Consider the following 24630-nt stretch of genomic DNA (forward strand, 5'->3'; position numbering starts at 1 on the left):
CGGCTCCGACGGGCCGGCCGCGCTTTCTAGCCCTCGCGAATGCGCATGAAGCGCGCGAAGCGGGGCAGGCCCTTGGCGGTGGTGCCGTTGTAGCGGTAGGTCACCCAGCTGCCGATGGCGGGCGGGTGCTCGCGTTCGGCATCAGTCAGGCCGGTGCCGAGCTTGAAGCGCTTGCCGTCCGCCGTCTCGACCACCAGCGCGCCGAGCCGGGCGCTGTGCTTGCCCTTGCCGGGCACGTGTTCGATGACGCGGGCCTCGGCGTCGTCGTAGGGCTTGACCTTGAGCAGGTCGCTGTTGCGCTCGCCACGGTATGGGGCGCTGCCGCGGTGGAGCATCAGGCCTTCGCCGCCCATCTTCACGGTTTTGTCGAGCAGCGCCTGCAGCGCTTCGTGCGTGGTGGCGCGCTCCTGCGGCACCGGCACCACCCAGGGTGCGTCGGTGATGGGCAGCAGCTTGCGCAAGGCGGCCAGGCGGGTGCTGAAATCACCGGCCTGGGCCGGCAGGTCGAACACCATGAAGCGCATTTCGTGCCACGCGGTGTCGCTGGGCGTCTGGCTGCGCACGGTAGACATCGCATGCGGGAACCTGCCGCGGCCGGCCCACAGCTCGCCGTCGAGCGGTTGCTTCGGCAGCGGGGCGGTGAACCAGGCGGGCGCCATGACGCGCTCACCGCCGCGCGTCCAGAGCTGCTTGCCGTCCCAGTAGCCGCGCACGCCGTCGTATTTTTCGCTGACCCAATAGTCGTTCAGCGACATGCCCTGGCGGTAGACGTCAGCCAGCATGAGCGAAGGTGCCGGCTCGCGTGCGAACGCGGCGGGCACCGCGATGGCGCCGAAAGCGGCAAGCAGGAGGGAACGTCGGCTCAGCACGGTGCGATTGAATGATTGGCCCCACACGCTCGTCATACGACCGTGTGGGGCATTTTTGGCAGCGTTACTCGGCCATCCCGCCGACGACGTTGCTGAAGCCGCCGTCGACGTAGGTGATCTCGGCGGTGACGCCGCTGGCCAGGTCGCTCAGCAGGAACGCGGCCACGTTGCCGACTTCTTCGATGGTCACGTTGCGGCGGATCGGCGAGGCGTCGGCCACGGCGGCCAGCATCTTGCCGAAGCCCTTGATGCCGCTGGCGGCCAGCGTCTTGATGGGGCCGGCGCTGATGCCGTTCACGCGCATGCCCTTCGGGCCGAGCGACGCCGCCGTGTAGCGCACCGACGCTTCGAGCGAGGCCTTGGCCAGGCCCATGGTGTTGTAGTTGGGCAGCGCGCGCTCAGCGCCCAGGTAGGTCAGCGTGAGCAGGGCCGACTTGTTGTTGAGGTAGGGCAGGGCCGCCTTGGCCATGGCCGGGAAGCTGTAGGCGCTGATGTCGTGCGCAATCTTGAAGCCTTCGCGCGAGAGCCCGTCGAGAAAGTCGCCTGCGATCGACTCACGCGTTGCAAAGCCGATGCTGTGCACGAAGCCGTCGAAGCTGGGCCAGGTTTGAGCGAGGTCGGCAAAGAGCTTGTCGATCTGCGCGTCGTCGCCCACGTCGCAGTCGAAAATCAGCTTGGAGCCGAAGTCTGCGGCATATTCGGTGATACGGTCCTTGAATCGCTCGCCGACATAGCTGAAGGCGAGCTCCGCGCCCTGTTCATGACAGGCCTTGGCAATGCCATATGCAATGGAGCGATTGCTCAACACACCGGTGATCAACAGTTTTTTGCCGGAAAGAAAGCCCATGAAGTTGCCTTGTGAAAATCTTGGGCAGAATTCTCGCATGCGAGGTATGTTGCTTTCGGTTGCGCTGGCTTTCTCGGCGGCTCCTTCGTTGGCCGCGCATGCGTATGCCCAGTTTGGCGACATCAAATATTCCCCGGGTTTCACTCACTTCGACTACGTGAACCCCAGCGCTCCCAAGGGGGGCGAAATGCGGCTGGTGCCGCCGACGCGGCCTACCAACTTCGACAAGTTCAATCCCTTTACGCTGCGTGGCACCTCGCCCTCGGGCGTCGGCTCGCTGATGATGGAAAGTCTGCTGACTGGCAATTCCGAAGAGCCGACCACCGCGTACGGCCTTCTCGCAGAAGACGTCGATGTGGCGTCGGACCGTCTCTCGGCCACATTCCGCATCAATCCCAAGGCACGCTTCAACGACGGCTCCCCGGTGCTGGCGGCCGACGTGGTGTATTCGTTCAATACGTTGAATGGCCCGCTCGCCTCGCCGCAATACCGAACCATCTACGCAGAGGTAAAAAAGGCCACGGCCATTGGCGATCGCACGGTGCGATTCGATTTCGCGACCCCCAACCGCGAATTGCCACTGGTCGTCGGCGGCATGGCTGTGTTCAGTCGCAATTGGGGCGGCGGGAAGCCCTTCGACCAGATCATCACCGACATCCCCATTGGCTCGGGCCCCTACAAACCGGCCAGTGATCGCATGGGTCGCGATATCACCTACGTGCGCCGCGCCGACTACTGGGGCGCCGACCTGCCAGTGCGCAAGGGCTTCTACAACTTCGATCGCGTGACCTACAAGGTCTACCTCGACGAGACCGCGCGCTTCGAGGGCCTGAAGGCGGGCGAGTTCGATTTCATGCGCGAATTCATTTCGCGCAACTGGGCGCGTCAGTACAAGGGCAAGCAGTTCGACCGCGGCGAGATCGTCAAGCGCGCCTTCGAGAACCATAATCCCGGCGACTTCCAGGGCTACGTCTTCAACATCCGCAAGGACAAGTTCAAGGACCCGCGCGTGCGTCAGGCCATCGGTCTCGCGTTCGACTTCGAATGGCTCAACAACCAGCTGTTCTACGGCATCTACACCCGCGTGCAGGGCTACTTCCCCAACAGTGAATTCCACGCGGAAGGACTGCCCAAGCCGGATGAACTGGCGTTGATGGAGCCGCTGCGCGACAAGCTCAAGCCGGAAGTGTTTGGAGCGGCTCCGATCCCGCCGAGTACCGCGCCCCCGGGCAGCCTGCGCGAAAACCTGCGTCAGGCTCGCGCGCTGCTGGAGCAGGCCGGATGGACCTATCGCGATGGCGCGTTGCGCAACGCGAAGGGCGAGGCCTTCACCATCGAGTTCCTCAACGACCAGCCGGGCCTGATCCGGGTGGTGACGCCGCTGCAAGCCACGCTGCGCAAGCTCGGCGTCGAGATGACGTTTCGCACGGTCGACTTTTCATTGGCGCAGCAGCGCATGCAAACCTTCGACTTCGAGATGACTTCGTCGCGCTTGCCCGGCAATACTGCGCCGGGAGGTGAGCTGCTCGAACTGTTCGGAGCGAAATCTGCGCAAACGCCGGGTTCATCCAATGTCTGGGGCATTGCAGATCCTGCCGTGGACGCAGTGATCGGCAGGGTGCTGGCCGCTACCACGCGACCCGAGCTGGCCACGGCCATGCGCGTGCTCGACCGTGTTTTGTCCAACGGCTATTACTCGATTCCCCAGTACTACGGCAACGCTTTCCTGGTCGGCTACCGACCGGCACCGTTCGGGCTGCCACCTACCATTCCGCCGTACTACGATGTCGGCGACTGGGCGCTCTCCACTTGGTGGGCATCGCCCGCCAACAAGTAGCCCCGCCACACAGAAGCCAAAAGACGAATGTTCAGCTACATCCTCAAGCGCCTGTTGCTGATGATTCCGACGCTGCTGGGCGTGCTCATCATCACCTTCGGCGTGATCCAGTTCGTGCCGGGTGGTCCGGTCGAGCAGATGGTGGCGCAGTTGCAGGGGCGAGACTCGGGCGGTGAGCGCGCTGCTTCGGGCGGTGCCGGATACCGCGGCCGGCAGGGCCTCGATGCGCAGCGCATCGAAGAGATCAAGAAGCTCTACGGCTTCGACAAGCCCGCGCACGAGCGTCTGTGGACCATGCTGAAGTCGTTTGCACGCTTCGACCTGGGCACCAGCTTCTATCAGCGCAAGGACGTGTGGCAGCTCGTGAAGGAGAAGATGCCGGTGTCGATCAGCCTCGGCCTCTGGACCTTCTTCATCAGCTACCTGATTGCGGTGCCGCTGGGCGTGGCCAAGGCGGTGCGCGCCGGATCGCGCTTTGACTTCGTCACCACGCTGATTGTGCTGATCGGTTACGCCATCCCGGGTTTTGTGCTCGGCGTGGCGTTGCTTGTCATCTTCGGCGGGCAACTGCAATGGTTTCCCCTGCGTGGGCTGACTTCGCCCAACTGGGAGAGCATGAACTGGGGCGCACGCATCGTCGACTACCTCTGGCACATCGCATTGCCCGTGACCTCGATGGTGCTCGGCAGCTTCGCGGTCACAGCCATGTTGACGAAGAATTCCTTTCTCGAAGAAATTCGCAAGCAATATGTGCTGACAGCGCGCGCCAAGGGGCTGTCTGAGCGCCAAGTGCTCTGGAAGCACGTGTTTCGCAATGCGCTGCTACCGATCATCACGGGCTTTCCGTCGGCCTTCATCGGCGCATTCTTCACGGGCTCCCTGTTGATCGAGACGCTGTTCACGCTCGACGGGTTGGGCCTGCTGAGCTACGAGAGCGTGATCCGTCGCGACTATCCGGTTGTGCTGGGCACGCTTTATCTGTTCACGCTGATCGGTCTGTTCACCAAGCTGATTTCCGATCTCTGCTATGTCTGGGTCGATCCGAGGGTCAAGTTTGACTAGCGCCACCGTTGTTTCCGTGAGCCCGGGCCGCCGCGCCTGGCGCCGCTTTCGCCGCAACCCGCTGGGGTTCTGGAGCCTGATAGTTTTCTCGATCTTGGTCGTGCTGAGTCTGTTCGCCGAATTTCTGTCGACCGACAAGCCGTTGGTTGTTCGCTACGAGGGCCAGACCTATTTCCCTGTGCTGCGCGACTATTCCGAGAAGACCTTTGGCGGTGACTTCGAAACGCCTGCCGACTACCTCGATCCCTTCATTCGCAAGCGCATCACCGATGGCGCCAACTGGGCGGTTTACGCGCCGAACCGCTACGGTCCACGCACACTGAACTACTTTGCATCGCAGCCCAACCCGGCGGCGCCATCGGCCGACAACTTCTTCGGCACCGACGACCGCGGCCGCGACCTGCTCGCGCAGCTGATCTACGGCTTTCGCGTGAGCGTGCTGTTCGGCCTGGCGCTCACCGCCATCGGCACGGTACTCGGCATCGCGGCGGGCGCTGTGCAGGGCTACTTCGCGGGGAAGATCGACCTCGCGTTCCAGCGCTTCATCGAAATCTGGGGCTCCATGCCGGAGCTATATCTGCTGATCATCTTCAGTGCCATCTTCGCGCCCAGCGTCTCGCTGCTGCTCATTCTGCTGAGCCTGTTCGGCTGGATGGGCCTGGCCGACTACGTGCGCGCGGAGTTCCTGCGCAACCGCCAGATGGACTACGTGCGTGCCGCGCGTGCCCTGGGCGTGAGCAACCTGCAGATCATGTGGCGCCACATCCTGCCCAACAGCATGGTGCCGGTCGTTACCTTCCTGCCGTTTCGAATGAGCGCGGCCATTCTGGCGTTGACCTCGCTCGACTTCCTGGGCCTGGGGGTGCCGCCGGGCACGCCGTCGCTCGGCGAATTGCTGAGCCAGGGCAAGGCCAACATCGACGCCTGGTGGATTTCCATTTCCACTTTCGGCGTGCTGGTCATCACGCTGATGCTGCTCACCTTCATGGGGGACGCGCTGCGCGATGCGCTCGACCCGCGCAAGGCGGACAAATGATGAGCGTCGCACCCATGAGCACTCCGTTGATCGATGTGAAGGGCCTGCGCGTCGCGTTCGGCGGCAAGGAGGTGGTGCACGGCATCGACTTCCAGATTGCCGCGGGCGAAAAGCTGGCGCTGGTGGGAGAGTCGGGCTCGGGCAAGACGGTCACGGCCTTGTCTTTGCTGCGGCTGGTGCAGAACGCCGAGGTGACGGGTGTTGCACGCCTTGCCGGCGGGGAGCGCGCGCAGGAGGCGCGTGACCTGCTGTCGATTCCCGAGCGCCAACTGCGTGGCATCCGCGGCAAGGAAATCGCGATGATCTTCCAGGAGCCCATGACCGCGCTGAACGCGCTCTATTCAGTGGGCGACCAGATCGCCGAGGTGCTCGAGCTGCACGAAGGGCTGTCGGCCCGCGCCGCGCAGGCAGCGGCTGTGCAACTGCTGGCCGACACGGGCATTCCGGAGCCGGCACGGCGTGCGCAGGCGTTTCCGCACCAGCTGTCGGGGGGGCAGCGACAGCGCGCCATGATCGCCATGGCCCTGGCCTGCAAGCCGCGCCTGTTGCTGGCCGACGAGCCGACCACGGCGCTCGACGTGACAGTGCGCGCACAGATCCTCGACCTGCTGGCCGACCTGCAGCGCAAGCACGGCATGGCGGTGTTGCTGATCACGCACGACCTGAACCTGGTGCGCCGCTTCGCCGACCGCGTGGCGGTCATGGAGAACGGCCACATCGTCGAGCAAGGCGCGGTGGCGCCGGTGTTCGAGGCGCCGCAGCATCCCTACACGCGCAAGCTGATCGACAGCCATCCAGAGCGCAACGTGGCGCCCGTGACGGCAGTGGGCGCCGCGCCGGTGCTCGAAGCCAAGGCCCTGCGCGTGATCTATCCGGTGCCCAAGCCCGGCATCGGTGGCTGGTTTCGCAAGGGCGAGTTCGTGGCGGTGCAGGGCGCCGACTTTTGTATTGCGCCAGGTGAGACGCTGGGCGTGGTCGGCGAGTCGGGCTCGGGCAAATCGACGCTCGCGCTGGCCGCGTTGGGGCTGCTGCGCTACCAGGGCGCGCTGAAGGTCACGGGCAAGGACTGGGCGGTCGACCGCGCGTCCGACCTGGGCCTGCGCCGGGTGATGCAGGTGGTGTTTCAGGACCCGTTCTCTTCGCTGTCGCCGCGCATGACGGTCGAGCAGATCGTGGGGGAGGGCTTGCGCGTGCATGCGCCAAAGCTGGACGCCGACGCACGGCGGGCCCGCTCGCTCACCGCGCTGGCCGATGTCGGGCTGACCGAGGCGCAGTTTCCTTCGCTGCTGGACCGCTACCCGCATGAGTTTTCAGGCGGCCAGCGCCAGCGGCTGGCAATTGCCCGCGCGCTGATCGTCGATCCGCAGCTGCTGGTGCTTGACGAGCCCACCAGCGCGCTGGATGTGACCATTCAGAAACAGGTGCTGGGCCTGTTGCAGCGCCTGCAGCGTGAGCGCGGGCTGAGTTATTTGCTGATCACGCACGACGTCGAGGTGATCCGCGCCATGGCGCACCAGGTCATCGTGATGAAGGACGGCGCCATCCTCGAAACCGGGCCGGTCGAGCGCGTGCTCGATGCCCCCGCGCATCCCTATACAAAAAAGCTGGTGGCCGCCGCGCTGCTGGAATAAACGGAGTTTTCAAGCAATGTCGGAAATCGGACGCGACCGGCGCGGGGCCTGGCGCGCGGCGCTCGCTTGCATGGTCACCCTTTCGGTGGCGATGGGGCTGGGGCGCTTCGCGTTCACGCCCATGCTGCCCATCATGCTGCACGAGGGCAAGCTGGAGCTGGCGGCCGGCGGCTTGCTGGCGTCGCTCAATTACCTGGGCTACTTTCTGGGCGCGGTCAGCTGCGCAGCCATCGGCATCAAGGCGTCGAGCATGGTGCGCGGCGGGTTGCTGGCAACTGCGGCATTGCTGGTCGGCATGGGGCTGTTGCACAGCTTCACGAGCTGGGGCGTGCTGCGCACGGCGGCCGGCGTGATGAGCGCCTGGGTGTTCGTGTTTGCATCGGGCTGGGGGTTGCGCAGGCTGGCCGAAACCAATTCGCCCGCGCTGGCGGGGGTGATCTACACGGGGCCTGGCATCGGTATCGCGATGACCGGCCTGCTGGGCGGCGCCATCGGGCGCTGGGGGTCGGAGGCGGGGTGGATTGGCCTGGGCATATTGGCGATCGTGCTGATCGCGCTGATCTGGCGCGTGTTTGACGACGGCGAGCGTTCATCGGTGGGTGGCGCGGGCGCAACGGCGGCAGCGGCCGTGCGCCCGGCCACGTCGGCCGCCGACCGCAGCGACGCCATCTGGCTCGTGGCGCTTTATGGGCTGGCGGGGTTCGGTTACATCATCACCGCAACCTTTTTGCCCGTGATCGCGCGCCAGGCGCTGCCTGGATCGTCGTGGCCCGACTTTTTCTGGCCGCTGTTCGGGCTGGCCATCATTCCGGGTGCGTTGATCGGGGCGAGGGCGCCCACGCATTGGGACAACCGGCTGCTGTTGGCTGGGGCGTATGCGCTGCAGGCTCTGGGTGTGGTGCTGTCGGTGGCGTGGCCGACCATCACCGGCTTTGCGCTCGGCAGCCTGCTGCTGGGCATGCCGTTCACCGCCATCACGCTGTTTGCGCTGCGTGACGCGCGCCGGCTGCGCGGCAATGCGGCGGCCGGGTTGATCGGCTATGCGACGGCGTCTTACGGGGTGGGGCAGATCATCGGCCCGCTGTTTGCGGCGCCACTGGCGCAGCGAACGGGGTCGTTTCAGGTGCCGTTGCTCGTTGCGGCGGCCGCATTGGCGCTTGGCGCGGTCTTATTTGCATGGGTTTGGTTCAAATCTCGCCCTTCAATGGCTGTTTGAACACCGAAGCCCCTTCATTTATTACACGAATAGCATATAATTCGAGGCTCACGACCAAACGGGCGGGTACCAACCGCCCGTTTTTTTTGGTCTATGCATTCTGAGCATTCCAGCGATCTGGCATCCGTGGCGGGCGGGTGATACGGGTCCGGTAATTAAAAGGCACTTTCGAACACGTGGCATTGCAGCAAATAGTTGAACAAATCGTGGCCGGTCTCGGCTATGACCTGGTCGAGATCGAACGCTCGGTCGGTGGAACGCTGCGCGTGACGATTGATTTGCCCTGGACGGCCCCCACATCGGAGGCTGAAGCGGCCGGTGTGCCGGAACCCTTCGTGACAGTCGAAGACTGCGAGAAGGTGACGCGTCAGTTGCAGTTTGCGCTAGAGGTGGATGGTGTCGAATACAAGCGGCTCGAGGTGTCCTCGCCGGGTATCGACCGTCCGCTGCGCAATGAGCAGGATTTCGGGCGTTTCGTGGGTTCGGTGATCGACCTCACGCTCAAGGCGCCAATGGGTGCGGCGGCCGGCGGCCAAGTGTCTGCCACCCGCAAGAAATTTCGCGGCACGCTGGAGCGTGTCGAGCGGGCAGAGGGCGCAACTGGCGCCCAGAGTTGGCAAATCGTCTGGAGCGATGCGCCGCAAGCCAAGCCAGGACAAAAAGTGAGCAAGAAGCGCGCGCCTGCACCGTTGCATGCGCTGGGCTTCGTTTTGGACGAGCTGCGCGACGCGCGGCTCGCGCCAATTGTGGATTTCAAGGGCCGCAAGGCCAAAACCCAACCGGGTTTTTCGGATATTGACGACGGAACGCAGGTTCCGGACTGACCAGAGGAGTGGTGGCATGAATCGCGAAATGTTGATGTTGGTGGATGCGATCTCGCGCGAGAAGAACGTCGAACGCGACGTGGTCTTCGGCGCGGTCGAATCCGCACTGGCGCAGGCCACCAAGAAGCTCCACCAGGGCGATGTGGACATCCGCGTGTCGGTCGATCGCGACAGCGGTGACTACGAAACTTTCCGCCGCTGGCACGTTGTTCCCGACGAAGCCGGCCTGCAGCTGCCCGACCAGGAAATTCTCCTGTTCGAAGCCAAGGAAGAAATGTCGGACATCGAAGTCGGCGAGTACATCGAAGAAGCGGTGGACTCGGTGCCTATCGGGCGTATCGGCGCGATGGCCGCCAAGCAGGTCATCCTGCAGAAGATCCGCGACGCAGAGCGCGAGATGCTGCTCAACGACTTCATGTCGCGCGGCGACAAGATCTTCGTGGGCACCGTCAAGCGACTGGACAAGGGCGACATCATTGTCGAGGCCGGTCGTGTCGAAGGCCGCCTGCGCCGCAGCGAGATGATCGCCAAGGAAAACCTGCGCAATGGCGACCGTGTGCGCGCCATGATCATGGAGGTCGACCTGACCCTGCGCGGCGCGCCAATCATTCTGTCGCGCTCGGCTCCTGAATTCATGATCGAGCTGTTCCGCCAGGAAGTGCCCGAAATCGAACAGGGCCTGCTCGAAATCAAGAGTTGCGCCCGTGACCCCGGTTCGCGCGCCAAGATCGCCGTGCTTTCGCACGACAAGCGTGTCGACCCGATCGGCACCTGCGTCGGCGTGCGTGGCACCCGCGTCAATGCCGTGACCAACGAGCTCGCCGGCGAGCGCGTGGACATCGTGCTGTGGAGCGAAGACCCGGCCCAGTTCGTGATTGGCGCCCTGGCGCCGGCCAATGTGTCGTCCATCGTGGTGGACGAAGAAAAGCACGCCATGGACGTGGTGGTCGACGAGGAAAACCTCGCCATCGCCATCGGCCGCGGCGGTCAGAACGTGCGCCTGGCCGCCGACCTAACCGGCTGGAAGATCAACATCATGGACGCCAACGAGTCTGCGCAGAAGCAGGCCGTGGAGACCGATGCCAGCCGCAAGCTTTTCATGGAAAAGCTCGACGTCGACGAGGAAATCGCCGACATCCTGATTGCCGAGGGCTTCAACAGCCTCGAAGAAGTCGCGTACGTGCCGATCTCCGAAATGCTCGAGATCGAAGCGTTTGACGAAGACACCATCAGTGAGCTGCGTACGCGCGCCAAGGATGCGCTGTTGACCATGGAAATCGCCAAGGAAGAAGGTATCGAGGTTCAGCCGCAGGTCTCCCAAGACCTGAACGACCTCGAGGGCCTCGACCCCGAGCTGATTCCCAAGCTGGCCGAAGCGGGTGTGAACACCCGTGACGACCTCGCCGACCTCGCGGTCGATGAACTCACCGAGATCACCGGCCACAGCGCCGATGACGCCAAAGCCCTCATCTTGAAAGCCCGCGAACATTGGTTCGCCGGCCAAGAGTGACGGTCATGGAGGCACGAAACCAATATGTCCAGTACCACTGTCGCCGAGTTCGCGAACGAGCTCAAGAAGACTCCCGAAACCTTGCTTGACCAGCTCAAGAGTGCAGGTGTGCCCAAAGCGGCTGCCACCGACGCCCTCACCGAGGCTGACAAGCAGCGCCTGCTCGGCCACCTCAAGGCCAGCCACGGCACCGTGGAGCCCGAACGCAAGAAGATCACGTTGACGAAAAAGTCGACCAGCGAGATCAAGCAGGCCGATGCCACCGGTCGAGCGCGCACGATCCAGGTCGAGGTGCGCAAGAAGCGCACCTTCATTCAGCGCGAAGACGGTCACCCGGCCACGCCTGAATCGGCTCAGCACGAGGCCGAAGCGCCAGCCGCACCACCCGCCGCGCCCCAGGTCGACGAGGCCGAACTGGCTCGCCGCGAGGAAGAAGCGCGCCGCCAGGCCGAGCTGATTCGCCGCCAGGAAGAAGAACTGGTCGAGAAGCGTCGTTTGCGCGAAGAAGCCGAAGCCCGCGAACGCGAAAAGGCTGAAAAGGTCGAGCGCGCCGAGCAGGCCGAGATGGCCCAGCAGGAAGCTGTGCGCATCACCGCCGAGAAGAAGGCTGCCGCCTTCGCTGAAACTGCCGCGGTGAATGCCGCCAGCCGCGACGCAAGCAACAAGCCGTCGGCCGCCGCTGTGGCCGCTGCCGCTGCTGCAACCGCTGCCGCCGAGCAACAGGCTGCCGACACCAAGCTCGCCGCGCAGAATGCCGCCGCGCAAGCCAAGGAAGACGCCAAAGCCAAGGTCGCCGCCGAATCGAAGGCCCGTGCCGACGAAGAAGCCGCGCGCGCCAAGGACCTCGACGAGCGTCGCCGCAAGGCCCTCGCCGAAGCCGAAGCTATCCGCGCCATGATGAATGCACCGGCCCGCGTGCTGGTGCCGCACAAGGCGCCCGAGAAGCCGCAGCCCGAAAAGGCCGCGGTCAAGGGCACGCTGCACAAGCCAGCCACGCCAACGCCGCGCCCTGGTGCGCCTGCCGTGCCTGGCGCTGCAGCAGCACCCGGCGCCGCCGGTGCCGGCAAGGAAGTCAAGTCCGCCAAGCTCTCGTCGAGCTGGGCGGGGGACCCTGCCAAGAAGAAGGAAATCAAGACCCGCGGCGATGCCAGCGGCGGTGTCGGTCGCGGCAACTGGCGCGGAGGCCCACGCGGTCGCCGTGGCAGCAATGACCGTGGCGGTCACGAAGAGCATGTGCAGGCCGCTCCGGTGGAAGCACGCGTGCTCGAAGTGCACGTGCCTGAAACCATCACCGTGGCCGAACTCGCCCACAAGATGGCCGTCAAGGCGCAGGAAGTCATCAAGCAGCTCATGAAGCTCGGCATGATGGCCACCATCAACCAGTCGCTCGACCAGGACACCGCGATGATCATCGTGGAGGACATGGGTCACAACGCAGTGGTTGCCGCGCTGGACGATCCGGAAGCCTTCACCGACGACGACGTGTCGGCGCAAACGGCCGAGTCGCTGCCGCGCGCACCTGTCGTGACCGTGATGGGTCACGTCGACCACGGCAAGACCTCGCTGCTGGACTACATCCGCCGCGCCAAGGTTGCCGCGGGCGAAGCCGGCGGCATCACGCAGCACATCGGTGCGTACCACGTGGAAACCGAACGCGGCATGGTGTCGTTCCTTGACACCCCGGGTCACGAGGCCTTCACGGCCATGCGTGCCCGCGGTGCGCAGGCTACCGACATCGTGATCCTGGTGGTGGCGGCCGACGACGGTGTCATGCCCCAGACCAAGGAAGCCATCAAGCACGCGAAAGCGGCTGGTGTGCCGATCGTGGTTGCCATCAACAAGGTGGACAAGCCCGACGCCAACCTGGACCGCGTGAAGCAGGAACTGGTGGCCGAAGAGGTCGTGCCCGAAGAGTACGGCGGCGACGTGCCGTTCGTGCAGGTGTCGGCCAAGACCGGCCAGGGCATCGACAACCTGCTCGAACAGGTGCTGCTGCAAGCTGAAGTGCTGGAACTCAAGGCGCCGGTCGATGCCGCTGCCAAGGGCCTGGTCATCGAAGCCAAGCTGGACAAGGGCCGCGGCCCCGTGGCCACGGTGCTGATCCAGTCGGGCACGCTGAAGGCTGGCGACGTTGTGCTGGCGGGTTCGACCTTTGGCCGCGTGCGCGCCATGCTCGACGAAGACGGCAAGACCATCAAGAGCGCGGGTCCTTCGATTCCGGTCGAAATTCAAGGCCTGACCGAAGTGCCGCAAGCGGGCGACGAGTTCATGGTGATGAGCGACGAGCGCCGTGCGCGCGAAATTGCCACCTACCGTGCCGGCAAGTTCCGCAACACCAAGCTGGCCAAGCTGCAAGCCGCCAACCTGCAGAACATGTTCACCGACCTGTCGGCGGGCGAAGTTCAAACGCTGCGCCTGATCATCAAGGCCGATGTGCAGGGTTCGCAGGAAGCACTGGCGCAGTCGCTGCTCAAGCTGGCGACCGAAGAAGTCAAGGTGCAGATCGTCTACGCAGGCGTGGGCGGCATCAGCGAGAACGACATCAACCTCGCCATCGCTTCCAAGGCGGTTGTGATCGGCTTCAACGTGCGTGCCGACTCCGGTGCGCGCAAGCTGGCCGAAGGCAATGGCGTGCAACTGAACTACTACAGCATCATTTACGACGCTGTGGACGAGATCAAGGTCGCCATGTCGGGCATGCTGGCACCGGAGCGCCGCGAAGAGATCATCGGCTCGGCCGAGATCCGCACGGTGTTCGTGGCTTCGAAGATCGGTACGGTTGCAGGTTCGTACGTCACTTCGGGCTCGGTCAACCGCAGCGCGCATTTCCGCCTGCTGCGCGACAACGTGGTGATCTACACCGGCGAAGTCGACTCGATCAAGCGCATGAAGGACGATGTCCGCGAAGTCCGCGAAGGTTTTGAGTGCGGTATCAAGCTCAAGAACTACAACGACATCAAAGAAGGCGATCAGCTCGAATTCTTCGAAATCAAGGAAATCGCCCGGACGCTGTAAGCGTTCGAAGCGAGAGAGTCCATGCCGAAAAGAAAAGCTGCCACCCCCAACCGCGCGTTCAAGGTTGCCGACCAGATCCAGCGCGATCTGACGGAACTGATCGCGCGCGAGTTGAAGGACCCGCGCGTGGGCATGGTCACGGTGCAGGCCGTCGAGGTCACGCCCGACTATGCGCACGCGAAGATCTTCTTCAGCATGCTCACGGGCGATGTCGAAGAAACCACGGCCGCGCTCAACCAGGCCGCAGGCTTTTTGCGCAACGGTCTGTTCAAGCGCCTGCACATCCACACCGTGCCCACGCTGCACTTTCTGTTCGACCGCACCACCGAGCGTGCGGCCGACATGAACGCGCTCATCGCGCAAGCCGTCGCATCGCGTTCGAAAGACGAGTAGCCATGAACTCGCCACGCACAAGGGTGCAGCGGCGCCCTGTGCATGGGGTGTTGTTGCTCGACAAGCCGCTGGGACTCTCCAGCAACCAGGCCCTGCAAAGGGCCAAGTGGTTGCTGCGCGCGGAAAAAGCGGGCCATACCGGCACGCTGGATCCGCTCGCAACAGGGGTCTTGCCGCTGTGCTTTGGCGCTGCCACCAAATTCAGCCAGTTGCACCTGGACGCGGACAAGACGTATGTGGCCACGGCCCGCCTGGGCGTGAAGACGGCCACCGGCGATGCCGAGGGCGATGTCATTTCAGAGCGGCCCGTGCATGTGACGCCACAAGACCTGGCACGCGTCGAGGCGCAGTTCACCGGTCCGATCCGCCAGGTGCCTCCGATGCACAGCGCGCTCAAGAAGGACGGCAAGGCGCTGTACGAGTACGCACGCGAGGGCATCGAAATTGAACGCGCACCTCGCGACGTCATGATTTATGAGTTGAAAGTGACGGACGCCGTTGCCCCGCGAGAGCAGTTTGCTATCAAGATAGAAGCAAAAGTCAGCAAGGGCACCTACATCCGCACGCTCGGCGAAGACATCGGTGAAGCGCTGGGTTGCGGCGCGCACCTGAGTTCGCTGCGGCGCACCGCCACCGGCGGGTTCGTCGAGGCGCAGTGCATCACGCTCGAAGCGCTCGAGGCCATGGACGAACAGGAGCGCCTGGCGCAGCTCTTGCCTGCCGAAGTGCTGGTGGACGGCCACAGCCGCGTCACGCTCGGCGCGGAAGATGCGGCACGTTTTCTCTCGGGCCTGCGCCGCCGTGGCGACTGGGCCGATGCAGGCGAGGTGGCCGTGTTCGGCACCGAGCCGGCGGCCTTTTTGGGCACCGCCCACGCAGTGGCCGGCGAACTGATCCCGGGGCGCTTGCTGAACCCCATCGAAATTCAGCAAATTCTTTTGAACGCACAACAGACCGAAGCGACACCATGAGCATCAAGCAAATCCGCAATATCGCCATCATTGCCCACGTGGACCATGGCAAGACCACCATGGTCGACCAGCTGCTGCGCCAGTCGGGCACCTTCGCCGAACACGAGAAGGTCGTCGACACGGTGATGGACAACAACGCCATCGAAAAAGAACGTGGCATCACGATCCTGGCCAAGAACTGCGCCGTGACCTGGGAAGGCACGCACATCAACATCGTCGACACCCCCGGCCACGCGGACTTTGGTGGTGAAGTGGAACGCGCGCTGTCGATGGTCGACGGCGTGGTGCTGCTGATCGATGCGCAGGAAGGCCCGATGCCGCAGACGCGCTTCGTGACCAAGAAGGCACTGGCCCTGGGCCTGAAGCCGATTCTGGTCGTGAACAAGGTCGACAAGCCGGGTGCCAACCCCGACAAGGTCGTGAACCAGGCTTTCGACCTGTTCGACAAGCTCGGCGCGACCGACGAACAGCTCGACTTCCCCGTGGTGTATGCCTCGGGCATCAACGGCTGGTCTTCGCTCGAAGAAGGCGCTGCGGGCGAACAGTGGGGCCCCGACATGTCGGCCCTGTTCAACACCATCCTGAACCACGTGCCATCGCAAAAGGGCGACCCCGCCGCGCCGCTGCAGCTGCAGATCTCGGCGCTCGACTTCTCGACCTTCGTCGGCCGCATCGGCGTGGGCCGCATCAGCCAGGGCACGCTGCGCCCCATGACCGACGTGGTGGTCATGGAAGGCCCGGACGGCAAGGCCATCAAGGGCCGCATCAACCAGGTGCTGACTTTCCAGGGCCTGGACCGCGTGCAGTCGACCGAAGCCGGCCCGGGTGAAATCGTGCTGATCAACGGCATCACCGACATCGGCATTGGCGTTACCGTGACCGACAAGGACAACCCAGCGCCGCTGCCCATGCTCAAGGTCGACGAACCGACGCTGACCATGAACTTCTGCGTGAACACCAGCCCGCTGGCTGGCCGCGAAGGCAAGTACATCACCAGCCGCCAGATCTGGGACCGCCTGCAAAAGGAGCTGCAGCACAACGTGGCCCTGCGCGTGAGCGAGACGGACGAAGAAGGCATCTTCGAAGTCATGGGTCGCGGCGAACTCCACCTGACCATCCTGCTGGAAAACATGCGCCGCGAGGGCTACGAAATGGCCGTGTCCAAGCCGCGCGTGGTGTTCCGCACCGTGAACGGCGAGAAGCACGAGCCCATTGAATTGGTTACGGCCGACATCGAAGAAGGCCATCAGGGCGGCGTGATGCAGGCGCTGGGTGAGCGCAAGGGCGAGCTGGTCAACATGGAACCGGACGGCCGTGGCCGCGTTCGCCTCGAGTACCGCATTCCGGCCCGCGGCCTGATCGGTTTCACGAACGAATTCCTGAACCTGACGCGCGGCTCGGGCCTCATCAGCAACATCTTCGACAGCTACGAAGCCCACAAGGGCGACATCGGCGGGCGCAAGAACGGCGTGCTGATCTCCATGGACGACGGTGAAATCTTCACCTACGCCCTGGGCAAGCTGGACGACCGCGGCCGCATGTTCGTGAAGGCGAACGACCCGGTGTACGAAGGCATGATCGTCGGCATCCACAGCCGCGACAACGACCTGGTGGTGAACGCCACGCGCACCAAGCAGCTGACCAACTTCCGCGTGAGCGGCAAGGAAGATGCGATCAAGGTCACGCCGCCGATCGACCTCACGCTCGAGTACGGCGTGGAATTCATCGAGGACGACGAGCTGGTCGAAATCACGCCCAAGAGCGTTCGCCTGCGCAAGCGTTTCCTGAAGGAAAGCGACCGCAAGCGCGCAGGTCGCGACATGTCGATGGGCTGATAGCCACGCTTCACCCCGCTAAATGCGGGGTGTGCAACTTCAAGATCACCTCCGGTGCGGTTTCTTTTCGAAGCTGGCTTCGCAGGTGATTTTTTCGTTTGGGGGCAGGGCGCGCCGAAGCCCGGCGTGCTCGGCGCTACTGCGGCAAAGCAGAGTCGGCCAGCCCCATGCTTTTCAGCCGTGCCTGCGCCACCTTGCGCGCGAAGGTTTTCGCAAAATCGTCGCTCACGCGCCAGGCGCCGCCGTCCTGCACGAATTGAAAGTCGCCCGCCAGCGTGAGCGTGCTGCTGTCGCCGCCGATGGCGCTCAGCAGGCGGTCGTTGTATTCGACGACCAGCGGGCAAGCCTGGGCGGCTTGGTTCTCCAGCGCGCGGCACGGCCCGGTGACTTCGATGTCCGCGATTTCGCGCGAGCGCTCCGGGTCTTTTTCTATCAAGTGAAGGTCTTTGCGCGCACGCTGGGGAAACGCCGCCAAAGACGCACCGAGCGGCGCGGCGCCTTCGCGGAAGGCTTTTTCCAGCGCCGCGCGGCCGATGGGCTCGGCGTTGTAGCGCGGCTTGCCGCTGGCGTCGAGGTTGCCGAAGCGCGCCTGCACGATGGCGATGTCAGCGCCGCGCACCACCATGTCGTTGCTGTCCGGCGAGACGGGGCCGATGGTGTAGGCCATCTCGTCCTTGCTGTCGCCTTGCGTCATCACGGCCGCGCAGCCGCGCACGCGGTCGGGCTTGCGAAAGCCGATCTCGCGCATGCTGCTGACCGACGGCGTGCGCAGTTCGGCGCGCTGGGTGGGGTTGAGGGTGCGCATGCGCACGTCCATTGCCACGCGAAACATGAGGCTGTCGAGCGTCTTGCGGGTGGAGGCCGCGTCGCAGGCTGGCACACCGGTGGGCGAGAACAAGTACCAGCCGAGGCCACCACCGATCACCAGCACGCCCAGCATCAATTTCAGCGCGCCGACGCGGCGCGTGCGCACGGTGCGGGACTGCCAGGCCTTCATGGCCTTGGCATCGGCATCGATCAGGGCCTGCGCGTCGCGCACGGTGCGCGCGCGCTCGGCGGCCATTGCAAAGGGCGGCTCCGCGGCGACCTGGGCGCGGGTGGCTTCGAAGCGTTCTTTTTCGAGCAGTTCGTCGGTCACCAGCCAGGCCAGCGTAGCGGGCACCGCAGCGGGCACGCTGCCGACGACGGGCGTTTCTTCCATCGCCAGGTCGCGCGTGTCGGTATCGATGAGGCCCTGGGCGTGGAGCGTTTGCAGCGCTTCGTGCGTGATGCCGCGTTCGACCAGCTCGAGCATGTCGTCGGCGTGCATGGCGCTCAGTGACGCGTCGTCAGCGTGGGGATGCTCGGGCACCGCGGCCTCGACCTTGTCGAGTGCGGCGTTTTGCTCGGCTTCGGTAATCAGCCCGCGCACGCGCATCCATGCGAGGGCGTGGGCCGGCCCGGGAAGGGGCGCAAGGCTGGGTGTTTCGGGGTGTGCCAGCGCCGCGTGGTGCTGCGCGTTGGTGATCAGGCCCTGGGTCAGCAACGCGACAAACGCGTCGGGATGGGCGTCGAGCGCGGTGTCGGAAGTCATGTCGGGATTCTGCCGTGGGGCCGCCGGGCCTCGCGTCGGCCGAAGCGGACAAAAAAACGCCGGCGGCTGCCGGCGTTTCTTGCGCAATGCCCTGGCGGTCAGGGCATGGGGGTGCCTCAGGGGCGGGCGACTTTCCAGGCGCCGTTGGCCACGCCGTCACCGGTCTTGTCGCCAGCCTTGGCGTCCTTCGACCAGTAGTACAGCGGCCAGCCCTTGTAGGCCCATTGGCGCTTGCCGTCTTCGCGAATGATGATGGTGTAGCCGCCCATGGGCTTGGCCGTTTCCGACACGCCAAGGGCGGGCCAGTTGGCGGCGCACTGCGCGAGGCAGGCGGAGGTGCCGGCGCCGGCCGTGTCCTTGGCGAAGGTGTACAGCGTCATGCCGTTGGGGCCGACCAGTACGCCATCGGCGGTGCGGGTGGGCGCATCGGGCGCGCTGGCAGTCGGGGACATGCTGCCGCAGCCGGCAAGCAGGGCCGCCGCGAGGATCGAGGCGCTGAGCAATTTCATGCAGTTTCTCCTTCAGTTGAAAAATCGCGAAAACAAGCCCGGTGACGGGCCGGGATGGATGAGTGCGCGAGCCGGCAGTTTATGCGGTCATCAAGACAGATCGCGGTAGGCCAGCGTCGCAAGTTTGAGCAGAACGTCTCGCGGCAGCTTGCCCGCGAGGGCATACCCGAAGCCCTGGTCGACCCAGTAGAAGCTGGGCACGGGGCCTTCGGGGGCGAAGCGGAAGGCGGTTTCGCGCGCAGCGACAGCGCCAGGGGCATTGGCGTCGAGCGTGCCGATGTAGAGCGTCACGCGCTCGCCGGTGGCGTTCTCGAACATGAACTGCGCGCGCGCACCAGTCTCGCCAGGCAGCAACCGGCCGCCGACCAGGGTGTACCCCTGGGTGGAGAGATCGGGCACCTTCAGCGGCCGATCCAGCCGCTTGGAGAGCCACTGCACCAGGTGCTGCTGCTCGGACGCCGCGACTTCGACCGGGTGCCGCTTCTCCGGCGCGTAGACGACATGCGCGATCGACGCGTCGTGCACGAACTCTCGCACCGCGGGCGCCTTGGCCAGTTGGGCGCTGCCGCGCGACGTGGACCACTGGACATTGCCGAGCCAGCCGGCCACAAAAGCCAGCAGCACGCCGGCGGCCATGCCGCTCCAGCGCAGCCACGGCGCGTGCTGGGCCCGTTGTGCATGTGGCGCCTGCTGGCGGTCCAGCGCGCCCAGCAAGGCCGCGGGAACGGGCGCATCGAGCAGCTCGCCGTGCAACCGGCGCAGCGCGTCGCGCTGGGTGTGCCAGGCCGCAATCTTCGCGGCCACGACGGGGTCGTGCGCGATGGCGTGCTCGACCGCGCCATGGCGCTCGGCAGCCAACTGGCCGTCGACCCAGGCGTGCAGCTCGTCATCGGTAGGGGGCGGGGCGGGGCGGTTCATGGTACGGCGGGTTTCATTTGAGGCGGCGCAGGCCGGGGCGAACGGGCGCGCTGGCACCGTCCATCAGCTCCTGCAGCCGGACGCGGGCGCGCGACAGGCGCGACATGACGGTGCCCGCGGGAATGCCGAGCACCTTGGCTACGTCGGCGTACGACAGGTCTTCGAGCGTCACCAGCAGCAGCACGGCGCGCTGCTCCTCGGGCAATTGCATGAGGCAGCGCTGCAGGTCGAGGTGGGTGCCCTGGTCGCGGCCAGGGTCGATGCCGCCCTGCATTTCATGGGGCAGGTCGTCGAGCGAGACGACCGCATGCGGCGGCGGCGTGCGCCGCACCTGGCTGGCGAAGAGGTTGTGCATCACCGTGAACAGCCAGGCGCGCAGGTCGCTGCCCACCACCCACAGGCGCCACTTGTTGCAGGCGCGCTCCAGCGTGTCCTGCACCAGGTCGTCGGCCGCCCACGCGTTGCCCGTGAGCGCCCGCGCATAGCGGCGCAGGCTGGGGATGTGCTCGACCAGGAGGCGGGCGTCCATGGGGCGGCGCGAGGGTGATGCTGGGGTGGCGGCAGGGGGCGCGGCTCAGGGCTTGGCGGTCTTCCAGGTTCCGTTGACGCCGTCGCCGGTCTTGTCGCCGGGCTTGCTGTCCTTGGCCCAGTAGTACAGCGGCCAGCCCTTGGCGGCCCACTGCTTCTTGCCGTCGTCGCGGGTGAGCACGGTGAAGTCGCCGCTGGGCTTGTCGGCGTCGGCGGCCATGAAGGGCGGCCAGTTGGTGGCGCAGCCGCCGTTGCAGGCGGACTTGCCGCTGCCGGCCGTGTCCTTGTCGAAGGTGTAGAGCGTCATGCCGCTCGGCCCGACCAGCGCGCCGTCGGCGGGCTTGGGTTGGGCGAAGGCGGGGACCGCGAGCAGGGCGCTCAGCAAGACAGCGCAAGAGGCACGCGAGGGGGACAAGGGCGACATGGAAAGACTCCTGGGTTGTGGTGCCACCAATGGCTTTGGTGACAACCGCACAAACGCCCGCAGCGCTTGTTTTATTCCATCGCCCTTAAAAAAAGAATCAGCGGCTGCGGCTCTTCATGGCGCGTTCGACTTCGCGCTTGCCTTCACGGTCCTTGATGGTGTCGCGCTTGTCGTGCTCTGCCTTGCCCTTGGCCAGCGCGATGTCGCATTTCACCTTGCCGGCCTTCCAGTGCAGGTTGAGCGGCACCAGCGTGTAGCCTTTTTGCTCGATCTTGCCGACCAGGCGGCGAATTTCTTCCTTGTGAAGCAGCAGCTTCTTGGTGCGGATCGAGTCGGGGCTGACGTGGGTCGACGCGCTCTTGAGCGGGTTGATCTGCAGGCCCACCACGTACAGCTCGCCGTCGCGAATCACGACGTAGCCGTCGGTGAGCTGCACCTTGCCTTCGCGCAGCGATTTGACTTCCCAGCCCTCGAGGACCATTCCGGCCTCGAAGCGCTCTTCGAAGAAATAGTTGTAGGCGGCCTTCTTGTTGTCGGCGATGCGGGAGGAGGTATCTTGTTTCTTTGTGGCCATGACTCAGGAATGTTGGGGCTGCATGGCTTCAATACAATCCGTCGCGCACGCTGTGCCGATTCTATGAAAACAGTCAACAAGTCCGTCCTCATCTGGTACAGCGCTGAAGAAATGTATGCGCTGGTCACCGACGTGGCCAAGTATCCGCAGTTTCTTCCCTGGTGCGACAAGTCGCGCGTCATCGATCAGGACGAGGCCGGCATGACCGCCGAAGTCGGCCTGTCCTTCGGTGGCCTGCACAAGAGTTTCACCACCCGCAACACCCATGTCCCGGGGCGCGAGGTGCAGTTGAAGCTGGTCGATGGGCCGTTCTCCAACCTCGACGGCAAATGGAAGTTCACGCCCGTCGGCGAAGCGGGCGAACGCGCCTGCCGCGTGGAGTTGCACCTGAGCTACGGCTTCAGCAATTTCGCCCTTCAGGCCCTGGTGGGGCCGGTGTTCGACACCATCGCCTCCAGCCTGGTCGAGGCCTTCGTCAAGCGCGCCGAGCAGGTCTACGGCGCCACCTGATGGGCGCGCCATGACCCGCATGATCGAGGTGGCGCTGAGCTGCTCGCCAGCGGCGCGCCAGGTGTTCGAAGAGTTGCTGCAACTGCCGCCCGACGCCACGCTGGTCGACGCGGTGAAGGCCAGCGGCCTGGCGCAACAGTTTCCCGAGCTGGACTGGCGCCACGCAACAACGCCGGGCATCTGGGGGCGGGCGGTCGAATGGGAGCAGGCCCTGAAGGACGGCGACCGCATCGAGCTGTGCAGGCCCCTGAAGGTGGACCCGAAAGTGGCGCGCCGCGAGCGTTTCAAGGGCCAGGGCGCGCGGGGAACCGGCCTGTTCGCGAACCGCCGCAAGGGCGGCGCGGCCGGTTACTGAGGCTGGAAAGGCTGTTGAGGCTCTCGCCTCACTTGCAGTCGCTGTCGATCACCGACTGAATGCGCTTTTGCTCGGCGGCGCGCGCGGTGTCGTCCATGATTTCGCGCTCGCCCTTTGCATTGACCTTGGCGATGCGCACGCCGCTATCGACAGTGGCCTTGCCCTGGCGGGCGAGCACGCAGTTGTCGGCCTTGGCCTTGGTGGCCTTGGCGGTTTCTGCGGCCTGCTTGGCCTTTTCGTCGGCTTCTGCCTTCTTGGTTTTTTCTTCGAGTTCCTTGTCGACACCGGTCGGCTTGAGTGGCGCGCCGGCCTTGGAGGCGGCATCGGCCGATGCTTCGTCCGGCACCGCGTCCACATTCGGGTTGGCGGTGGAGCGCGCGGCCGGCGGCGGGCCGACACGACGCAGGATGCTTTTTTCGGGAATGTCGGGGGGCGGCGCCTGGTCGCTGAAGACCTTCTTGCCGTTCTTGTCGAGCCATTGCCATTGAGCGCTTGCGGAAAGCGGCAGCGCCACGACACATCCAAATACCAGCCAGTGCACGAATTTCATCTCCGAATTTTAGCCTTGCCTTACTTTTTGCAACATCCATGTTGGGTGCACGTTGGGTACTTTTGCAACGTCCGCAGAAAGCCCGGCCCGGCAAACAGGGCGGAGGCCTCGTTACAATCCGCCTTTTGGAGCTTCACCCATGCGCCTTCTCGGCAAAGCGCTCACCTTCGACGACGTGTTGTTGGTGCCAGCGTTCTCCCAGGTCCTGCCCAAGGACACTTCTCTCGCCACCAAATTTTCCCGAAACATCACGCTGAACCTGCCGCTCGTCTCTGCGGCAATGGACACCGTGACGGAAGCCCGCCTCGCGATTGCCATCGCGCAAGAAGGCGGTATCGGGATCGTGCACAAGAACCTCACCGCGCAACAGCAGGCTGCTGAAGTGTCTCGGGTGAAGCGCTACGAGTCGGGCGTTCTGCGCGACCCCGTGGTGATCACCCCGACGCACTCCGTGCGCCAGGTGATGGCGCTGTCGGACCAGCTCGGCATTTCGGGCTTTCCGGTGGTCGACGCCGGCAAGGTGGTCGGCATCGTCACGGGTCGCGACCTGCGTTTCGAGAACCGCTATGACGTGCCCGTCAGCGAAATCATGACGCAGCGCGACAAGCTCATCACCGTGCCCGACGGCACCACGCTGGCCGAGGCCAAGGCGCTGCTGAACAAGTACAAGCTCGAGCGCCTGCTGGTCATCAACAGCGACTGGGAGCTCAAGGGCCTGATCACCGTCAAGGACATCACCAAGCAGACCAGCTTCCCCAACGCCGCACGCGACGCCAGCGGCCGCCTGCGCGTGGGCGCGGCGGTGGGCGTGGGTGACGGCACCGAAGAGCGCGTCGAAGCCCTGGTGAAGGCCGGCGTCGACGCCATCGTGGTCGACACCGCGCACGGCCACAGCGCCGGCGTGATCGAGCGCGTGCGCTGGGTCAAGCGCAACTATCCGCAGGTCGATGTCGTCGGCGGCAACATCGCCACCGGCGACGCGGCGCGTGCGCTGGCCGACGTGGGCGCCGATGCGGTCAAGGTCGGCATCGGCCCGGGCTCCATCTGCACCACCCGCATCGTGGCCGGCGTGGGCGTGCCGCAGATCATGGCGGTCGACAGCGTCGCCATTGCGCTGCATGGCACCGGCGTGCCGCTGATTTCCGATGGCGGCGTGCGCTACTCGGGCGACATCGCCAAGGCCATTGCGGCCGGCGCCAGCACCGTGATGATGGGCAGCATGTTTGCCGGCACCGAAGAGGCGCCGGGCGAAATCGTGCTGTACCAGGGCCGCAGCTACAAGAGCTACCGCGGCATGGGCTCGATCGGTGCGATGCAGCAGGGCAGTGCCGACCGGTACTTCCAGGAATCGACCACCGGCAACCCCAACACCGACAAGCTCGTGCCCGAAGGCATCGAAGGCCGCGTGCCCTACAAGGGCTCGATCGTCTCCATCGTCTACCAGATGGCCGGCGGCGTGCGCGCCAGCATGGGCTACTGCGGCTGCGCGACCATCGCGGACATGCAGAACAAGGCCGAGTTCGTCGAGATCACCACGGCCGGCATCCGTGAGAGCCACGTCCATGACGTGCAGATCACGAAAGAAGCGCCCAACTACCGCGCTGAATAAGCCCAATCTGGCCAGACCTTGAAAGTCAGGCCAG

General features: G+C 64.9%; 23 protein-coding genes. 14 read left to right on the forward strand and 9 right to left on the reverse strand.

The features are described 5' to 3' along the window. Nucleotides 1-26: 26 nt before the first annotated feature. Entirely contained in the window at nt 27-869 is an 843-nt protein-coding gene (locus VLK31_RS11835; RefSeq protein WP_409168581.1) for a DNA ligase, read from the reverse strand. A 64-nt stretch (nt 870-933) separates the two neighbouring features. Further along, on the reverse strand, nt 934-1716 hold the full coding sequence (gene fabI, locus VLK31_RS11840) for an enoyl-ACP reductase FabI (RefSeq protein WP_409168582.1): 783 nt from the start codon (nt 1714-1716) through the stop codon (nt 934-936). Between fabI and VLK31_RS11845 the strand changes: the two genes are divergently transcribed. The 11 genes from VLK31_RS11845 to typA all read left to right on the forward strand — a co-directional run bounded on the left by VLK31_RS11845 (nt 1715) and on the right by typA (nt 17046). Beyond that, entirely contained in the window at nt 1715-3553 is a 1839-nt protein-coding gene (locus tag VLK31_RS11845) for an extracellular solute-binding protein (RefSeq protein WP_409168583.1), read from the forward strand. The two genes, fabI and VLK31_RS11845, sit on opposite strands and share 2 nt — an antisense overlap. Before the next feature lie 27 nt (nt 3554-3580). Continuing rightward, nucleotides 3581-4615 (forward strand): microcin C ABC transporter permease YejB, encoded by a 1035-nt coding sequence (locus VLK31_RS11850; protein ID WP_409168584.1) that lies wholly within the window; start codon nt 3581-3583, stop codon nt 4613-4615. Then, complete coding sequence (locus VLK31_RS11855; protein WP_409168585.1) at nt 4581-5651, forward strand: ABC transporter permease; 1071 nt, start codon at nt 4581-4583, stop codon at nt 5649-5651. The genes VLK31_RS11850 and VLK31_RS11855 overlap by 35 nt, the downstream gene beginning before the upstream one ends. 14 nt (nt 5652-5665) lie before the next feature. Beyond that, nucleotides 5666-7282, forward strand: coding sequence for an ABC transporter ATP-binding protein (locus tag VLK31_RS11860; RefSeq protein ID WP_409168586.1), 1617 nt, complete (start codon nt 5666-5668; stop codon nt 7280-7282). Nucleotides 7283-7298: 16 nt separating this feature from the next. After that, the gene (locus VLK31_RS11865; RefSeq protein ID WP_409168587.1) at nt 7299-8498 is read left to right on the forward strand and encodes a YbfB/YjiJ family MFS transporter; all 1200 of its coding nucleotides are present in this window, start codon (nt 7299-7301) and stop codon (nt 8496-8498) included. 176 nt (nt 8499-8674) lie between these two features. Beyond that, nucleotides 8675-9322, forward strand: coding sequence for a ribosome maturation factor RimP (gene rimP, locus VLK31_RS11870; RefSeq protein ID WP_409168588.1), 648 nt, complete (start codon nt 8675-8677; stop codon nt 9320-9322). A gap of 16 nt (nt 9323-9338) precedes the next feature. Then, nucleotides 9339-10832, forward strand: a complete 1494-nt coding sequence (gene nusA / locus VLK31_RS11875; RefSeq protein ID WP_409168589.1) for a transcription termination factor NusA — start codon at nt 9339-9341, stop codon at nt 10830-10832. 24 nt (nt 10833-10856) lie between these two features. After that, nucleotides 10857-13847, forward strand: a complete 2991-nt coding sequence (gene infB / locus VLK31_RS11880) for a translation initiation factor IF-2 (RefSeq protein WP_409168590.1) — start codon at nt 10857-10859, stop codon at nt 13845-13847. Between the two features lie 21 nt (nt 13848-13868). Next, nucleotides 13869-14240: a 30S ribosome-binding factor RbfA gene (gene rbfA, locus VLK31_RS11885; protein ID WP_409168591.1), complete on the forward strand. Its 372-nt coding sequence runs from the start codon at nt 13869-13871 to the stop codon at nt 14238-14240. Between the two features lie 2 nt (nt 14241-14242). Continuing rightward, nucleotides 14243-15211 carry a tRNA pseudouridine(55) synthase TruB gene (gene truB, locus VLK31_RS11890; protein ID WP_409168592.1) on the forward strand — a complete coding sequence of 323 codons (969 nt, stop codon included), beginning with the start codon at nt 14243-14245 and terminating at the stop codon, nt 15209-15211. Further along, a complete protein-coding gene (gene typA, locus VLK31_RS11895) occupies nt 15208-17046 on the forward strand; it encodes a translational GTPase TypA (RefSeq protein ID WP_409168593.1) in 1839 nt (612 codons plus the stop codon). The genes truB and typA overlap by 4 nt, the downstream gene beginning before the upstream one ends. Nucleotides 17047-17182: 136 nt before the next feature. Here the strand turns inward: typA and VLK31_RS11900 are convergent, their stop codons facing one another. The 6 genes from VLK31_RS11900 to smpB form a co-directional block, all read right to left on the reverse strand. Further along, nucleotides 17183-18619, reverse strand: a complete 1437-nt coding sequence (locus VLK31_RS11900) for a hypothetical protein (protein ID WP_409168594.1) — start codon at nt 18617-18619, stop codon at nt 17183-17185. A 116-nt stretch (nt 18620-18735) separates the two neighbouring features. Further along, the gene (locus tag VLK31_RS11905; protein ID WP_409168595.1) at nt 18736-19128 is read right to left on the reverse strand and encodes an ATP-binding protein; all 393 of its coding nucleotides are present in this window, start codon (nt 19126-19128) and stop codon (nt 18736-18738) included. A 90-nt stretch (nt 19129-19218) separates the two neighbouring features. Further along, on the reverse strand, nt 19219-20046 hold the full coding sequence (locus VLK31_RS11910; protein WP_409168596.1) for an anti-sigma factor family protein: 828 nt from the start codon (nt 20044-20046) through the stop codon (nt 19219-19221). Nucleotides 20047-20059: 13 nt separating this feature from the next. Continuing rightward, on the reverse strand, nt 20060-20575 hold the full coding sequence (locus VLK31_RS11915) for an RNA polymerase sigma factor (RefSeq protein WP_409168597.1): 516 nt from the start codon (nt 20573-20575) through the stop codon (nt 20060-20062). Between the two features lie 45 nt (nt 20576-20620). Continuing rightward, on the reverse strand, nt 20621-20989 hold the full coding sequence (locus VLK31_RS11920; RefSeq protein WP_409168730.1) for a hypothetical protein: 369 nt from the start codon (nt 20987-20989) through the stop codon (nt 20621-20623). Nucleotides 20990-21095: 106 nt separating this feature from the next. Next, entirely contained in the window at nt 21096-21572 is a 477-nt protein-coding gene (smpB, locus tag VLK31_RS11925) for an SsrA-binding protein SmpB (protein WP_409168598.1), read from the reverse strand. A gap of 63 nt (nt 21573-21635) precedes the next feature. Here smpB and VLK31_RS11930 point away from each other — a divergent pair, with 63 nt between their 5' ends. Together VLK31_RS11930 and VLK31_RS11935 are read left to right on the forward strand one after the other, a co-directional pair. Further along, the gene (locus VLK31_RS11930) at nt 21636-22082 is read left to right on the forward strand and encodes a type II toxin-antitoxin system RatA family toxin (protein WP_409168599.1); all 447 of its coding nucleotides are present in this window, start codon (nt 21636-21638) and stop codon (nt 22080-22082) included. Nucleotides 22083-22101: 19 nt separating this feature from the next. Then, a complete protein-coding gene (locus tag VLK31_RS11935; protein WP_409168731.1) occupies nt 22102-22437 on the forward strand; it encodes an RnfH family protein in 336 nt (111 codons plus the stop codon). A 28-nt stretch (nt 22438-22465) separates the two neighbouring features. On the opposite strand, the gene VLK31_RS11940 is transcribed toward VLK31_RS11935, so the two are convergent. Then, nucleotides 22466-22987 carry a DUF4124 domain-containing protein gene (locus VLK31_RS11940; RefSeq protein WP_409168600.1) on the reverse strand — a complete coding sequence of 174 codons (522 nt, stop codon included), beginning with the start codon at nt 22985-22987 and terminating at the stop codon, nt 22466-22468. A gap of 139 nt (nt 22988-23126) precedes the next feature. On the opposite strand from VLK31_RS11940, the gene guaB reads away from it, so the two are divergent. Continuing rightward, nucleotides 23127-24596 (forward strand): IMP dehydrogenase, encoded by a 1470-nt coding sequence (gene guaB, locus VLK31_RS11945; RefSeq protein ID WP_409168601.1) that lies wholly within the window; start codon nt 23127-23129, stop codon nt 24594-24596. Nucleotides 24597-24630 lie beyond the last annotated feature (34 nt).

The organism is Variovorax sp. H27-G14 (genome assembly GCF_046156345.1).
GTDB lineage: Bacteria > Pseudomonadota > Gammaproteobacteria > Burkholderiales > Burkholderiaceae_C > Variovorax.

Bases quoted from the DNA above. Each gene is read 5' to 3' on its own strand.
- VLK31_RS11905 (WP_409168595.1), bottom strand. From the start codon at position 19,128: ATGAAATTGCTCAGCGCCTCGATCCTCGCGGCGGCCCTGCTTGCCGGC.
- VLK31_RS11930 (WP_409168599.1), top strand. From the start codon at position 21,636: ATGAAAACAGTCAACAAGTCCGTCCTCATCTGGTACAGCGCTGAAGAA.
- VLK31_RS11855 (WP_409168585.1), top strand. From the start codon at position 4,581: ATGTCTGGGTCGATCCGAGGGTCAAGTTTGACTAGCGCCACCGTTGTT.
- typA (WP_409168593.1), top strand. From the start codon at position 15,208: ATGAGCATCAAGCAAATCCGCAATATCGCCATCATTGCCCACGTGGAC.
- VLK31_RS11865 (WP_409168587.1), top strand. From the start codon at position 7,299: ATGTCGGAAATCGGACGCGACCGGCGCGGGGCCTGGCGCGCGGCGCTC.
- VLK31_RS11900 (WP_409168594.1), bottom strand. From the start codon at position 18,619: ATGACTTCCGACACCGCGCTCGACGCCCATCCCGACGCGTTTGTCGCG.
- smpB (WP_409168598.1), bottom strand. From the start codon at position 21,572: ATGGCCACAAAGAAACAAGATACCTCCTCCCGCATCGCCGACAACAAG.
- VLK31_RS11935 (WP_409168731.1), top strand. From the start codon at position 22,102: ATGATCGAGGTGGCGCTGAGCTGCTCGCCAGCGGCGCGCCAGGTGTTC.
- guaB (WP_409168601.1), top strand. From the start codon at position 23,127: ATGCGCCTTCTCGGCAAAGCGCTCACCTTCGACGACGTGTTGTTGGTG.
- nusA (WP_409168589.1), top strand. From the start codon at position 9,339: ATGAATCGCGAAATGTTGATGTTGGTGGATGCGATCTCGCGCGAGAAG.
- VLK31_RS11940 (WP_409168600.1), bottom strand. From the start codon at position 22,987: ATGAAATTCGTGCACTGGCTGGTATTTGGATGTGTCGTGGCGCTGCCG.
- truB (WP_409168592.1), top strand. From the start codon at position 14,243: ATGAACTCGCCACGCACAAGGGTGCAGCGGCGCCCTGTGCATGGGGTG.
- VLK31_RS11915 (WP_409168597.1), bottom strand. From the start codon at position 20,575: ATGGACGCCCGCCTCCTGGTCGAGCACATCCCCAGCCTGCGCCGCTAT.
- infB (WP_409168590.1), top strand. From the start codon at position 10,857: ATGTCCAGTACCACTGTCGCCGAGTTCGCGAACGAGCTCAAGAAGACT.
- VLK31_RS11850 (WP_409168584.1), top strand. From the start codon at position 3,581: ATGTTCAGCTACATCCTCAAGCGCCTGTTGCTGATGATTCCGACGCTG.
- fabI (WP_409168582.1), bottom strand. From the start codon at position 1,716: ATGGGCTTTCTTTCCGGCAAAAAACTGTTGATCACCGGTGTGTTGAGC.
- VLK31_RS11845 (WP_409168583.1), top strand. From the start codon at position 1,715: ATGAAGTTGCCTTGTGAAAATCTTGGGCAGAATTCTCGCATGCGAGGT.
- VLK31_RS11860 (WP_409168586.1), top strand. From the start codon at position 5,666: ATGAGCACTCCGTTGATCGATGTGAAGGGCCTGCGCGTCGCGTTCGGC.
- VLK31_RS11910 (WP_409168596.1), bottom strand. From the start codon at position 20,046: ATGAACCGCCCCGCCCCGCCCCCTACCGATGACGAGCTGCACGCCTGG.
- rbfA (WP_409168591.1), top strand. From the start codon at position 13,869: ATGCCGAAAAGAAAAGCTGCCACCCCCAACCGCGCGTTCAAGGTTGCC.